Below are 13,708 nucleotides of genomic sequence, written 5' to 3'. Positions count from 1 at the left end.
AAAGGCACCACACACCATTGCCAGCAGTCTGCTCAGCGGATATAAATTTGTGAAATCGATTTTTAGGATCAGTTAATCCAAAATGTTGATCAATCTATCCACAAAACAGCTCAGGGCATTCATCCTGCTATCGGAATGTCGTAATTTCACTCAGGCCGCTCGCCGCAGTCATTTATCACAACCGGCGTTCAGCGCATTAATTCAACGGCTTGAAGAAGATATCGGCGCACGCTTATTCGAACGCAGCACGCGGCACGTTCATTTAACCCCGGAGGGACAATTATTTTTGCAAGGGGCTCGCCATCTTTTAGATGAGTTTGAATGGCGGTTTCATGATTTGAATGACTATGTCACGCGTAAAAAGGGACGTGTCAGCATTGCCGCATTGCCGTCCATTGCTGCGGAATGGCTCCCTCAAGTGATTGCACGATACCGAGCACAGTATCCAGGGATTGCGATTGAAATTCATGATGTGCTCTCGGACCGCTGCCTGACGCTATTACAAAGTGGACAGGTTGACCTAGCCCTTGCTGCACCGTTACAAATTCCAGAAGGTTTGTACAAAACGCCCTTGTTGGCAGATCGATTCTTCATGGTCTGTCGTCAAGACCATCCCCTGGCCCGACACACACAGGTGACACTCGCCGAAGTCCATGCCCATGACGTCATTCGGCTGGCACGAGAAACCAGCGTACAGCAACATTTAAGCGCACAACCTTTATCAGACAGCCCCGCAAAAGCCAGCTTTGAAGTTGAGAATCTAGCCACTGTTGCCGCCATGATAAGAAATGGGCTCGGGATCACCTTATTGCCGGAGCTGACCCTTTCCCAGTTTAACCACCCCTCTTTGTGCACGATCCCGCTATCAACACCGTTAACTCGCGAGATTTTTTTACTCCGTGATACAAGCCGTCCGCTCTCCATCGCAGCCCAAACATTGTGGGAGATGATCGAGCACCCCCGTAAAGAAATCACCTAAGCGGATGATGGCGAGGCCAACTGTGACTCAAGGAAAGGCCGCCAGGATAGCAAGGTCTCGAAGATGGCCTGAGCGGCAACCGATAACTCACGTTCACGCAAATAGACCACCCCCACCGGCTCCGCCAATGCCGGCAAGGGTAAGGCATAACATAATGCCCCTTGAGCGCGCATCATGGCCGCACTAAAGGCAGGCACGATACTGGCGCCCAAGCCTGCCGAGACCATGGCGGCGACGGTCGCCAATTGATGACTTTCAAACGCAATATCCGCTTCAAGGTGATGTGCTTTAAGAAACCGCTCCACCATCTCTCGAACACTTGAGGGACGTTGTAACAACACCATGGGCATACTTAACAAATCACGCCACAGGATGGTGGCCACATCATGGTGCGCTGTCACCACAAGTTCAGAATCTGGCGCAATAGCCGCCACAAAGCGATCAAGGTACAAAGGTTCGAAATGAAGCCCTTCCATCGAAGCGGGCGCAAAACAAATTCCCAACTCGACTTGTCCGCGCCGCACCCGCTCAATCACTTCTTCATTGACCACATCTTGAACTTTGACACCAATATGAGGATAACGCTGACGAAAGTCTTTCAGCATCGTCGGCAACCAACTGCCTGCGAAAGCAGGCATAGAGGCCAGCGAAACTTGCCCTTGCTGTAACGAAAAACGCTGGCGCATGGCATCTTGCGCATCATCCCAGTCAGCTAATAGCTGCCTCGCCATCGGTAATAACGCTTCCCCTTCCGGGGTTAATGTCACCTGTCGAGTCGTGCGCTGAAATAAGGCACCACCTAACTGGGCCTCAAGCGATTTAATCGCCAAGCTTAATGCTGACTGAGAGAGATGCAATCTCTCACAGGCCATTGAAAAACTCAACGTCTGAGCAACAGCAAGAAACGCCCGTAGTTGTTTGACTGTCATCGCCTGACCGACCCTTCTCTGTGGCTCATTCTTTTGTCTCAGTGAGTTCGGTGCCTTTAGAGCATCACTCGCCTTAATTTATTTATAAAGCTCAATAATCAAGCTAAAAAACCAATTTAACAAATTAAAAAAATCAAGCAACACTGCTTCCCGTATGCGGCAACACCATCACATCAATGCTCACTAAACCCAACATCTCGTTGATCAACCGCATCAAGGCAGTCAATCGACTTATACGGCAACGGGCTCATACAACAGCCTCATACAACAACTGCCCTATACAACAACCGACTCATAAAACAAGAGACATAAGATGGCCGGATTTGATAAACGCATTACAGACTACGCTCAAGCGCTAGAGGGCCTCACCGATGGCATGACCATTCTGGTAGGAGGATTTGGCTTATGCGGCATTCCTGAAAACCTTATTAATCAGCTCTATCAACAAAAAACACGTGATCTGACAGTCGTTTCCAATAATTGTGGTATTGACGGCTTCGGTTTAGGTCGCCTGTTGGAAGATCACCAGATTCGCAAAATGGTGGCCTCATACGTGGGTGAAAATGCTCTTTTTGAGCAGCAACTGCTCAACCAAGACATCGAAGTAGAGCTAACCCCACAGGGCAATCTGGCCGAAAAAATCCGGGCAGGTGGCGCAGGCATTCCCGCGTTTTTCACGGCCACAGGTTATGGAACACCGGTGGCAGAAGGCAAAGAAGTACGCGAATTCGATGGACAGCATTATGTATTGGAGCAGGCAATTCGGGGAGATTTTGCCTTAATCAAAGGGTGGAAAGCGGACCGGTATGGCAACGTTATTTATCGCCATACAGCGCGTAACTTTAACCCACTGATGGCCACTGCCGGTAAAGTCACGGTGGTCGAAGTTGAAGAAATTGTCGACGGTGCGTTAGACCCAGATCAAGTGCATACCCCCGGCATCTATGTCGATCGCTTAATCTGCGGTCAATTTGAAAAGCGCATCGAAAAACGTACGACACGTGACCACTGATGTGCATCACTCCGTTTATTTCAGTCATATCGAGCAATCGACCTTGAGTGATCACACCTCTTTGCCAAGAAGGAATATAAAAAAATGGCCCTGACACGAGAACAAATGGCCCAACGCGTCGCCCAGGAATTAGAACACGGCTTTTATGTCAATCTGGGGATTGGGATCCCCACTCTGGTGGCTAACTATGTCCCGGATGATATGGCCGTGATGCTGCAGTCCGAAAACGGTCTCCTCGGCATCGGCCCCTTCCCAACTGAGGACACGCTGGATGCGGATATGATCAATGCGGGTAAGCAGACGGTCACGGCTCGAGAGGGGGCTTCGATCATGGATTCAGCCGATGCTTTTGCCATGATTCGTGGTGGGCATATTGATTTGACCGTTTTGGGGGCTTTAGAAGTGGATGCCCACGGTAATATTGCGTCTTGGATGGTCCCAGGGAAAATGGTGAAAGGAATGGGGGGCGCGATGGACCTGGTCGCAGGTGCAGACAATATCATCGTGACCATGACTCATGCGTCTAAATCTGGCGCCTCAAAACTATTACCTCAATGCACACTCCCATTAACCGGAGCAGGCTGCATTCAACGCGTCCTCACTGATTTGGCTTACTTAGAAATTAAAGAAGGCACCTTTATTCTGAAAGAAAGGGCGCCGGGCGTGAGTATTGACGAAATCGTGGCCAAAACAGCGGGGCCTTTATATGTCCCCGAAACGGTGCCTGAGATCTCAGGCCTGATGCCCTGAATGAGACAGACCCGTGACAAGCCTGTCGATCATCTAAGATCGCTAATCAATATTTAAACGAATAAAAAAGCGCCCTTGAGCGCTTTTTTATTCAAACATCGCATTGGACTGCGACCAAGAGACTCAACAGCAACGTTATTTAGTGACGTCGATGCGCATTCACATGGCGATGGATTGCCTCTAGATCAGCAGGCAAGACCGCATAGCGCTCTTCCTTTTCCATCAATCCCTGCATATGTTCAGGCAAAGGCGCCCCTTCAAAGCCCGCTTGCTGAACGGCCTCCTCAAATTTAGCCGGATGAGCCGTGGCCAAGGTAATCATTGGCGTCGTGGTATCACGCTGACACCGTTCGGCTGCTCGATAGCCAGTGGCCGTATGCGGATCCAACAACTCACCTGTGCGCTGATGGGCTTCACGGATAATCTCTAGAATCGTGGCATCGTCACAGGCAAAGCTATCAAACAACTCACGTGCCCGAGACCAAGCTTGCGCATCAAGTTGAACAGGCCCTTGGCTAAAGCGTGCTAACAAATCGCTTACGGCTTGCCCATCACGCTGATAGAGGTCAAAGAGTAAGCGCTCAAAGTTAGAGCTCACGACGATATCCATCGAGGGCGCAAGTGTTGGCATCAGCGTTTTACGACTGAAGTCATTGTCATGCAAAGTACGATGCAAGATATCGTTCGCGTTTGTCGCGACAACCAGCTGTTTCACTGGCAAACCCATACGGGTCGCCACGTAACCCGCAAAAATATCGCCGAAGTTCGCACTGGGAACAGTGAATGAAACCTCACGATGAGGCGATCCCACCGCCACCGCCGAGACAAAGTAGTAAACCACTTGGGCCATGATACGCGCCCAGTTAATCGAGTTTACTGCCACTAAGCGCGTGCCATTGAGGAAAGACTGATCCGCAAAGCTGGCTTTCACCATGGCTTGCGCGTCATCGAAATCCCCTTCAACAGCGATATTAAACACATTAGGAGCCAGCACCGTGGTCATCTGACGGCGTTGAACCTCAGAGACGCGATTATGCGGGTGCAGAATGAAGATATCGACATGCTCACAAGGCTTACAGCCTTCAATAGCAGCAGAACCGGTATCCCCCGAGGTTGCCCCCATGATGACCGCTTTTTCACCGCGTTTACCCAGGAAATGATCCAGCAATCGGCCCAATAATTGCAGCGCAATATCCTTAAAGGCCAGCGTGGGACCGTGGAACAGTTCCAGTAAGAAGTGATGGCTACCCAACTGCTTCAATGGTGTCACGGCATCATGATTAAAAGCCGCATAACTCTCACGCACAATCGTACGGAAAGTATCATCGTCAATACTGTCACCGACGAAAGGCTTCATCACCCGAAAAGCCACTTCGTCATAAGGCAGGCCCGCAAATTCAGCGATTTCTTCAGTACTGAATGTCGGAAAAGACTCCGGTACATATAAACCGCCATCCGAGGCCATGCCCGTCAGGACTACTTCTTCAAAATTAAGGGCGGGCGCCTGCCCGCGAGTGCTGATATAACGCACGGTCATATTCCGTCAGTCAGGGGTGGCGATGCCACCGAAATACGCTGCGTCACTCGCCTGATCCGCTCTGCTTCAATCAGTACAGCTTGCATCAGTTCAAAGCGAGTAACACCCATTTCTCAGCTCATCCTCAACACAGATCAGCCTCGATTCGTTCAGTGTTGTATACAGGTTGAGTACTACAAGTCCAGTACTACAAATCAAGTACTACAGATCGAGTACTACAGACGCCGTATCACATCACTGGTCATTCAAGCTTTCCACTCGAATGCGCATGACATCACCCGCGATATCCGCCAAGGCTTCAAGCTGGCGAATCGCTTCGTTCATTTCAGACTCACGCGTACGATGCGTCAATAGAATAATCGGTACGAGATCCGCATCATTAGCATCTTTTTGGATAATGGCTTCAATGCTGATGCCTTGCTCCGAGAGAATCGTCGCCACACGCGCCAAGACCCCAGGACGATCCACCGCCACCAAGCGTAAATAGTAAGCGGTTTCAATCGCTTCCATCGGCAAGATTTCGACATCACGATTCGGCTCCGCAAATGCCAAATAAGGTACGCGAGATGCGACATCAGCCCCCATCTCCCGCACAACGTCAACGATATCTGCCACGACTGAAGACGCTGTCGGCTCAGAGCCGGCCCCGGCACCATAATACAGCGTCGGTCCGACGGCATCCCCATGGGCCATAACCGCATTCTTGACACCATCGACATTCGCCAAAAGACGCTGCTTCGGAATCAACGTCGGGTGTACTCGCAACTCCAACCCATTCGCCACACGGCGGGCAATCCCCAAGTGTTTAATGGCATAACCTAAAGCATCGGCCTGAGCCACATCTTCAGCAGAGATCCGTGAAATACCTTCGGTATAGACGTGATCAAACTGCAGCGGCACCCCAAACGCAATCGAAGCCAGAATGGTGAGTTTATGGGCGGCATCAATGCCTTCAACGTCGAAGGTCGGGTCTGCTTCGGCATAGCCTAGTGTTTGCGCTTCGGCCAAGACATCTTCAAAAGTACGGCCTTCATCACGCATATGGGTCAGAATATAGTTGCCCGTCCCATTGATAATGCCAGCCAGCCAGTTGATTTGGTTCGCCGTTAGACCTTCACGGATGGACTTAATAATCGGGATGCCCCCTGCCACAGCCGCTTCGAAGGCAACCACGACCCCTTTTTCTCGCGCCGCCTGGAAAATTTCATTGCCCCTTACCGCGATCAAGGCCTTATTCGCAGTGACGACGTGTTTGCCATTTGCGATCGCCTGCATCACCAGTTCATAGGCCGTGTCATAGCCGCCAATCAACTCCACGATGATGTCAATTTCGGGGTTATTCACGACTTCAAAAATATCCCGGGAGACCAGCACCGCAGTGGTATCACAATCCGGATTATCACGGCGTGCCCCCACTTGCTCGATCATAATCGGGCGGCCTGCGCGCCGCGTAATCTCACTGGCATTACGCTGCATCACGTTAAAAGTGCCACTGCCGACAGTACCCAGACCACACAGACCTACTTTTACCGGTTTCAAGCTTCACCTCTTTATAATGATTGCCAACCTGTCAGCGGTCAGACCAACAGGCTGTGTCCAGCCCGACACATGCCGGGGTATACACGTTATGAAGGGGTCGTGTCATAGTCAATCGCAGACAATAGTCAATCGCTGACAGAGTGATGGCGACTTTCATCACGACACCGTTCACAATTCGATGATGTGTTTTTCTATCTCAACGACGCGTTTTAACAACGCTATTTTTAATAACACAGAGCCTTAACAACACCGTATTGAACAACACGGGTTTCAACAATACCGGGCCTCAACAAAGCGATGACCAACTCAAGATGAGCGCAAAGAAAGCCCTAGCGAAGTGATCAGTCGGTCAACCGGCACATACCCAGGCACCATCCGGCCATCTGGCAGCATTAACGCAGGCGTTCCCTGAACGCCTAATTTAAGGCCCAGCTCATACTGCTCCGCCACGCGATCAGTGTCACAAGCCGAGGTTTCAACACTCTCACCCGCCTTAGCAGCGGTCAGGGCTTCGGCTTTATCTTTCGCACACCACACATTGCGCATAGACTGCGCCGCTTGAGCCGTCAGCCCGTTACGCGGAAACGCCAAGTACCGTACTGTCACCCCTTGCTGATTCAGCTTAGGGACTTCTTCATGAAACTTGCGACAATACGGGCAAGAAATATCAGTAAACACATTCAAGACTGCACGCTCTTCACCCTGTGCCGGATACACAATCACTTGATCATCCGGAATTGCGGTCAGCGCCTCTTGTCGGGTCTGAGCGCGAGCCGCCTCAGTCAAATCAATCGCGCCACGGTCCGTAATCTTCAACAGGCTACCGGCCAACATATATTGGCCATCGGCGGTGGCATAAAGGCGTTCGCCAGTTTCTAGCACGACATCGTAAAGACCCGGTAATGCCTCATTGGCTTGAACCTGGGCAACTTTCAACCGCGGATCAATTTTTTTTACCTGGGCGCTAATGGCATCAGCCACTTGATCTGCCCAAACAGATCCACTGCACAGTAATACCAGCAATGCCAAGAGTCGAATTCGCATTATCATCCTCATTATGACCTTATTGATAATCCAGGCTTAAGCAGTATGCCCATCTCCCTGCGAAAAGACCATGATCGGGGTTGAATCCACTGATCTCGCCGCCATTAAAAGAGCCAGCTGATGACACTTATCCACCACGACGAATTAATGGAGTATGGCCATGACAACCCCCTCAATCCCTCAGTCAACAGGTGGCCCTTTCTCTGGGGAACAGGAACCTGGCGTCAAAACCCCACCCATAGAGACCACAGGTTTTCAATTTAATCACACCATGCTGCGAATCAAAGATCCTGAGATCTCATTAGCGTTTTATACCGGCATCATGGGCATGACATTACTGCGTAAATTGGATTTCCCAGAGTTTCAATTCAGCCTTTACTTCTTGGCCCAACTCGATGACCAGGAGCAAGTGCCCCAAGAGACTCATGATCGGACAGTATGGACCTTTGCCCAACGAGGCATTCTTGAGCTCACCCACAACTGGGGCACAGAGCAGCAAGCGGATTTTGCTTACCATGATGGTAATGCAGAACCCCAAGGATTCGGGCACATCTGCTTTTCAGTGCCTGACTTTGATGCAGCAATCGCTTGGTTTGACCAACAAGGCGTCGATTATGTCAAACGACCGGAAGACGGCAAAATGCGCAATGTGGCTTTCATCCGTGATGCTGATGGCTATTGGATAGAGATCGTCCAAGCCGATCGCTTAGCCACCATCGGTTAACCGTTAAGCGGTGCTTGAAAGGGACTGATAACCCACCGGCCACTCATCAGGCCCGAGGATGATGGGCTTGATAAAGCGCTTCAAGACGTGCCTGGGCCACTTGCGTATAAATCTGAGTGGTCGTCAAATCCTGGTGGCCCAGTAACATCTGTACGACACGTAAATCGGCCCCGTGGTTAAGCAGATGCGTTGCAAATGCATGGCGTAAACCATGGGGCGATAAAGGTCGTTCAATACCGGCTCGTTGAGCATAGTGCTTCAGCCGATGCCAGAACGTTTGGCGCGTCATAAAGCGCCCGCGTTGACTTGGGAAGACGACCGGCTGGCTCACCTCAGCAGCTAACATGGCTGGGCGACCCAATCGTAACCATTGATCCAACCAATACTGTGCATGCTCGCCCATGGGAACCAAGCGTTCACGAGCCCCTTTACCCAGAATACGCAAAACACCCTGCTGGAGACCGATGCGATCCATCTCCAACCCCACCAATTCTGTCACTCGAAGCCCGCAGGCATATAAGAGCTCAAGCATGGCTTTATCACGCAACTCAAGAGGAATTGTCGGGTCAGGAGTTGCTAATAGCGATGCGACTTCAGACTCGGTCAGCACATCAGGCAAATGTCGGCCCGGTTGAGGCCCCTTCATGAGCTGTAAGGGATTCTGTGAAGCTATGCCCTGGTCCATCAACCACAAATGCCACTGACGCATCGCGGACAATAAACGTGCACTGGAACGACTGGCATACCCTTGGGCTAGACGCCAAGCAAAAAAATCCGCAACGTCGGACGATGAAACAGAGGCACTGGTCAAATGATGTTGATGCAGCCAGCCTAAGTATTGGCTGAGATCATAACGATAAGCGTCCAGCGTGAGATCACTGCCCCCACGCTCGAGCCAAAAATAAGTCAAAAAGGCCTCAAGCTGCTCTTGTAGGCACAAGGGCAGGTCATGACGGGGGTTTTGCTCAGACATCTTGCCCCCTTTTATCACCATTCAGGCGTTTATCGCCATTCAGGCCTTTGCTGAAGATCATCGTTGGCACAGCTTATCAGATATGACAAAACGGGCGACCTTGTGGGGCCGCCCGCTTCAGCTGTGGCAAATCGAACCGGCTAAACCGGATAGGATCAGGACAGCTTTTCCTTGATACGTGCGGATTTACCGGAACGCTCACGGAGGTAGTACAGTTTAGCCTGACGTACATCACCACGGCGTTTAACTTCAATAGAAGCGACTACCGGGCTGTAAGTCTGGAAAGTACGCTCAACGCCCATGCCGCTGGAAATTTTGCGGACAGTGAAAGCGGAGTTCAGGCCACGGTTACGCTTACCGATGACCACGCCTTCGTAAGCCTGCAGACGCTCACGGTTACCTTCTTTAACTCGAACCTGAACGACAACGGTGTCGCCCGGACCGAAAGCCGGAACTTCTTTATTCATCTGTTCGGCTTCGATCGCTTGGATGATGCTGTTCTTGCTGCTCATTGCTCGCTCCTAGACTTTAGCCGCTCGACTTGCGCCATCTCGCGCGATGTGTCGTTTTCGCGGATGTATTCTGCCAACAACTCTTGCTGCTCCGAATTCAGCTGGCATTGAGCCAACAGATCCGGTCGCCGCAACCAAGTTCGTCCCAACGCCTGCTTTAGACGCCAGCGGCGTATCGCTTCGTGGTTGCCGCCGAGCAGCACTTCGGGAACCCTGCGTCCCTCGATCTGCTCCGGGCGGGTGTAGTGAGGACAATCCAGCAACCCCGCAGTAAAAGAATCTTCCTCTGCAGAGTCGGCGTGTCCCAATACCCCCGGCACCAGACGCGCTACCGCATCTATAAGGGTCATCGCCGCCAGCTCACCACCACTGAGCACATAGTCGCCGATAGACCACTCTTCATCGATATCTGCCTCCACGATGCGCTCATCGATGCCTTCATAGCGCCCCGCCACCAGGATCAGTCGCTCGCGTGTTGCGAGTTCCCGGACGCCTGCTTGATCCAATCGGCGCCCCTGGGGAGACAGGTAGATCACCCGGGCAGAACCTCCAGCAGCCGCTCGCGCTGAGCGAATCGCTTGACGAAGGGGTTCCACCTTCATCAGCATGCCGGGTCCGCCGCCATATGGGCGATCATCCACGGTTCGGTGTCGGTCGTGTGTATAGTCGCGCGGATTCCAGAAGTCGACTTCTAGCAGCCCCTGCTTAACGGCCCGGCCAGTCACACCGTGATCGGTCACTGCCGAGAACATATCGGGAAACAGGGAGACAACGCCAACCCACACCGTAAGACTACCTTGTTTTTTCATGCCCCAAAGGGGACTTAATGGTGATTATCACGTTTCAATCAACCCATGATAAGAATGGACTATTGATTAAAACGAAGCATCCCAGTCAACCGTAATACGGTCATGGGTTAAATCGATATCCAAAATCACCTGCTCCGGCAGATAAGGCAGCAAGCGTTCTCGGTCATCGAGACTTTCCACACTGGGTTTAACCACCATGACATCGTTAGCACCGGTCTCAAATAAATAATCAACACGCCCCAAACATTCTTGCTGGAGGTTGATCACCTGGAGGCCTTTTAACTGATGCCAGTAATATTCACCGTCATCCAGATCGGGCAGCTGTTGCTTATCGATCAGGATGTCCATCCCAGCAAGAGTTTGTGCATGCTCAGGCGTATCAAACCCCTTAAGCTTGGCAATCAACCCTTTACCGTGAGGCTTACCGGCTTCAACTTCCAGAGGTTGTACTTGGCCATTTCTGGACAGGTACCACTGGTCATAGTCAAAAATGCCGGTAATCGGATCTGTGTAGGAATACACCTTGACCCACCCCTTGATCCCAAATGTGCTAGTAATCCGTCCGAGGACGATTGATTCACGATCTGGATCACTCATGGGGTGCACAACTTACTGTTGTTCAGTCTTGGCGGCTTCCTTAGCCAGTGTCGCGACGCGACCAGACAGCTGAGCACCCTGGGAAACCCAGTGGTTCAGACGGTCTAGATCCAGACGCAGACGTTCTGCCTGACCTTGCGCTACCGGGTTAAAAAAACCGATGCGCTCAATGAAACGGCCATCACGAGATTTGCGAGAATCAGTCACAGTCACGTGATAGAAGGGGCGCTTCTTGGCGCCACCGCGCGCCAGTCGAATAGTTACCATGCTATCTTTCCTTCGTATTCGGAATAAGCCAGTTTGAGGCTGCCGAGCCACACCCATTAACAATCTATTCGGGTGATCAGCGACAGCCCATCGTACCGGTCACCACAGCTCTGCATTTCACCAGCGGCACAAGCGCCAGCCAAAGCATTGCTGACATTTCATTGCACCGATGGCACCAGATCCAGAGCCTGTGCTCGGAACGGGCCGAGCAGGTGCCGAACGTCGCACTGGCCCACAGACACTACTTTCAAGGACTTACCCTTGAGCGTTTATAGTCTGTAGGCGCCACACAGCCCGAAAGGCGGCATATTCTAAGCGATAAAAGCCGCCTTGGGAACCTTGAATCTGGTATTCTCCCGCCTGAATTACGCGGTGGCGCTATTGTAGGGCCCCGCCACATAAACGCAAGCCTGGAATACCAGTTTTTACAATTAATATGCGAATCATGGTCGCATTTTGATCTTGCCATCGGGTACCGCGCTCGCGCGCATAGCACCCGACCACCGAACACAGTTTAGAAACGAGGAGGAAAACCACCACCGTCCATACCGCCGCCGCCCATGCCTCCAGGGCCTCCAGGGCCTCCGCCCATGCCAGGCGGCAGCTGTCCGGAGAGGCCACGCATCATTTTTTGCATGCCCCCTTTGCCGGAGACTTTCTTCATCATTTTTTGCATTTGTTTATGTTGCTTGAGTAGCCGGTTTAAATCCTGCACCTGGGTCCCAGAGCCCTCACAGATACGGCGCTTACGCGAACCATTGAGGATTTCCGGCTTACGCCGCTCGGCCAGCGTCATGGAGTTAATAATCGTCTCCATTTTACCCATTTCTTTCATCGGGCCCTCAGCTTCAGCGAGCTTGGCCATGCTGCCCATGCCAGGCAGTTTTTCGAGCATACTGCCCATACCGCCCATATTCCGCATTTGCAACAACTGTTCGCGAAAGTCTTCCAGATCAAACCCTTTGCCTTTCTTAACTTTCTTCGCCAGTTTCTCGGCTTTTTCCTTATCAATCTTGCGCTCGGCTTCTTCAATGAGCGACAACATGTCGCCCATCCCCAGAATACGCGAAGCCACACGATCAGGATGGAAAGGTTCCAGCGCATCAGATTTTTCGCCCATCCCCATAAACTTGATGGGCTTGCCGGTAATCTGACGGACAGATAACGCCGCACCACCACGGGCATCACCATCCGCCTTGGTCAGGACGACCCCGGTCAGCGGAAGCGTATCGTTAAAGGCCTTGGCCGTATTCGCGGCATCCTGGCCGGTCATGGCATCCACAACGAACAGCGTTTCAGAGGGCTGAGCTACGGCATGGACGTCGCGAATTTCATCCATCATGTCACTATCGACATGTAAGCGACCCGCCGTATCGACAATCAGCGCATCATAAAATTTGATGCGAGCCTCACGTCGAGCGGCCTCAACAATATCAGTGGGTTTCTGATCCGTTGATGACGGGAAAAAGTCAGCGCCTACTTCCCCCGCCAGCGTTTCTAGCTGTTTAATGGCCGCTGGTCGGTAGATGTCGACCGAAACCACCAAAATCTTTTTCTTTTTCTCACGCTCGATCAGAAACCTTGCCAGCTTCCCAACCGTTGTCGTTTTACCCGCCCCTTGCAGGCCGGCCATCAGAATAACCGGTGGTTCGCCCTTAAGCTGTAGGCCTTCATTGGCCTCGCCCATGACATCCACCATCGCCTCATTCACGACCTTCAGGAACTGCTGGCCTGGATTAAGCGCCCGAGAAACTTCTTGCCCCACCGCACGATCGCGGACTTGGTTCACGAATTCCTTGACTACGGGCAAAGCAACGTCGGCTTCCAGCAGCGCCATCCGCACTTCGCGTAAGGTATCCTTGATGTTATCTTCGGTCAGTTTGGCCTGACCGGAAATTTTGCGCAGTGTCTGCGACAGTCGTTCACTGAGGTTATCGAACATGGATCGTCTCCCGGACCGCATGCCGCGGACCTGACTTGAAATACAAGCGAATGACTCGCTCTACAGGCTCATTCAGCTCTAAACTGTCTGAAAT

At 51.9% G+C, this 13,708-nt stretch carries 14 protein-coding genes; 4 read left to right on the top strand and 10 right to left on the bottom strand.

The genetic code is table 11. The features are described from left to right. Window positions 1–82: 82 nt before the first annotated feature. Window positions 83–979: a LysR family transcriptional regulator gene (locus tag BFW38_RS00180; RefSeq protein WP_068996580.1), complete on the top strand. Its 897-nt coding sequence runs from the start codon at window positions 83–85 to the stop codon at window positions 977–979. On the opposite strand, the gene BFW38_RS00175 is transcribed toward BFW38_RS00180, so the two are convergent. Continuing rightward, window positions 976–1,908, bottom strand: a complete 933-nt coding sequence (locus tag BFW38_RS00175; protein WP_068996579.1) for a LysR family transcriptional regulator — start codon at window positions 1,906–1,908, stop codon at window positions 976–978. The two genes, BFW38_RS00180 and BFW38_RS00175, sit on opposite strands and share 4 nt — an antisense overlap. A gap of 313 nt (window positions 1,909–2,221) precedes the next feature. Between BFW38_RS00175 and BFW38_RS00170 the strand changes: the two genes are divergently transcribed. Both BFW38_RS00170 and BFW38_RS00165 read left to right on the top strand, forming a co-directional pair. Continuing rightward, complete coding sequence (locus BFW38_RS00170; protein WP_068996578.1) at window positions 2,222–2,920, top strand: CoA transferase subunit A; 699 nt, start codon at window positions 2,222–2,224, stop codon at window positions 2,918–2,920. Window positions 2,921–3,004: 84 nt separating this feature from the next. Beyond that, window positions 3,005–3,670: a 3-oxoacid CoA-transferase subunit B gene (locus BFW38_RS00165; RefSeq protein ID WP_068996577.1), complete on the top strand. Its 666-nt coding sequence runs from the start codon at window positions 3,005–3,007 to the stop codon at window positions 3,668–3,670. Window positions 3,671–3,809: 139 nt separating this feature from the next. Here the strand turns inward: BFW38_RS00165 and thrC are convergent, their stop codons facing one another. The 3 genes from thrC to BFW38_RS00150 form a co-directional block, all read right to left on the bottom strand. Further along, entirely contained in the window at window positions 3,810–5,201 is a 1,392-nt protein-coding gene (gene thrC / locus BFW38_RS00160; protein WP_069000094.1) for a threonine synthase, read from the bottom strand. Between the two features lie 240 nt (window positions 5,202–5,441). Continuing rightward, window positions 5,442–6,746 carry a homoserine dehydrogenase gene (locus BFW38_RS00155; protein WP_068996576.1) on the bottom strand — a complete coding sequence of 435 codons (1,305 nt, stop codon included), beginning with the start codon at window positions 6,744–6,746 and terminating at the stop codon, window positions 5,442–5,444. Between the two features lie 306 nt (window positions 6,747–7,052). Beyond that, the gene (locus tag BFW38_RS00150) at window positions 7,053–7,790 is read right to left on the bottom strand and encodes a thioredoxin fold domain-containing protein (protein ID WP_068996575.1); all 738 of its coding nucleotides are present in this window, start codon (window positions 7,788–7,790) and stop codon (window positions 7,053–7,055) included. 160 nt (window positions 7,791–7,950) lie between these two features. Here BFW38_RS00150 and gloA point away from each other — a divergent pair, with 160 nt between their 5' ends. Then, the gene (gene gloA, locus BFW38_RS00145; RefSeq protein WP_068996574.1) at window positions 7,951–8,514 is read left to right on the top strand and encodes a lactoylglutathione lyase; all 564 of its coding nucleotides are present in this window, start codon (window positions 7,951–7,953) and stop codon (window positions 8,512–8,514) included. Between the two features lie 46 nt (window positions 8,515–8,560). Here the strand turns inward: gloA and xerD are convergent, their stop codons facing one another. From xerD to ffh, 6 genes are all read right to left on the bottom strand, one after another. Then, complete coding sequence (gene xerD / locus BFW38_RS00140) at window positions 8,561–9,487, bottom strand: site-specific tyrosine recombinase XerD (RefSeq protein WP_068996573.1); 927 nt, start codon at window positions 9,485–9,487, stop codon at window positions 8,561–8,563. Window positions 9,488–9,642: 155 nt separating this feature from the next. Beyond that, window positions 9,643–9,999 carry a 50S ribosomal protein L19 gene (gene rplS / locus BFW38_RS00135; RefSeq protein WP_068996572.1) on the bottom strand — a complete coding sequence of 119 codons (357 nt, stop codon included), beginning with the start codon at window positions 9,997–9,999 and terminating at the stop codon, window positions 9,643–9,645. Beyond that, entirely contained in the window at window positions 9,996–10,784 is a 789-nt protein-coding gene (gene trmD / locus BFW38_RS00130; RefSeq protein WP_069000093.1) for a tRNA (guanosine(37)-N1)-methyltransferase TrmD, read from the bottom strand. Before trmD ends, rplS begins: the two co-directional genes overlap by 4 nt. Window positions 10,785–10,874: 90 nt before the next feature. After that, window positions 10,875–11,405, bottom strand: a complete 531-nt coding sequence (rimM, locus tag BFW38_RS00125; protein ID WP_068996571.1) for a ribosome maturation factor RimM — start codon at window positions 11,403–11,405, stop codon at window positions 10,875–10,877. A gap of 12 nt (window positions 11,406–11,417) precedes the next feature. Further along, window positions 11,418–11,672 (bottom strand): 30S ribosomal protein S16, encoded by a 255-nt coding sequence (gene rpsP / locus BFW38_RS00120; RefSeq protein WP_068996570.1) that lies wholly within the window; start codon window positions 11,670–11,672, stop codon window positions 11,418–11,420. 514 nt (window positions 11,673–12,186) lie between these two features. Next, window positions 12,187–13,614, bottom strand: coding sequence for a signal recognition particle protein (gene ffh, locus BFW38_RS00115; protein ID WP_068996569.1), 1,428 nt, complete (start codon window positions 13,612–13,614; stop codon window positions 12,187–12,189). Window positions 13,615–13,708 lie beyond the last annotated feature (94 nt).

This window comes from Terasakiispira papahanaumokuakeensis, from assembly GCF_001709345.1.
In the GTDB taxonomy this organism is placed as follows: Bacteria; Pseudomonadota; Gammaproteobacteria; order Pseudomonadales; family Halomonadaceae; genus Terasakiispira; species Terasakiispira papahanaumokuakeensis.
Note: the sequence above shows the minus strand (reverse complement) of the source record. Positions and strands in the feature narration are given on the sequence as shown.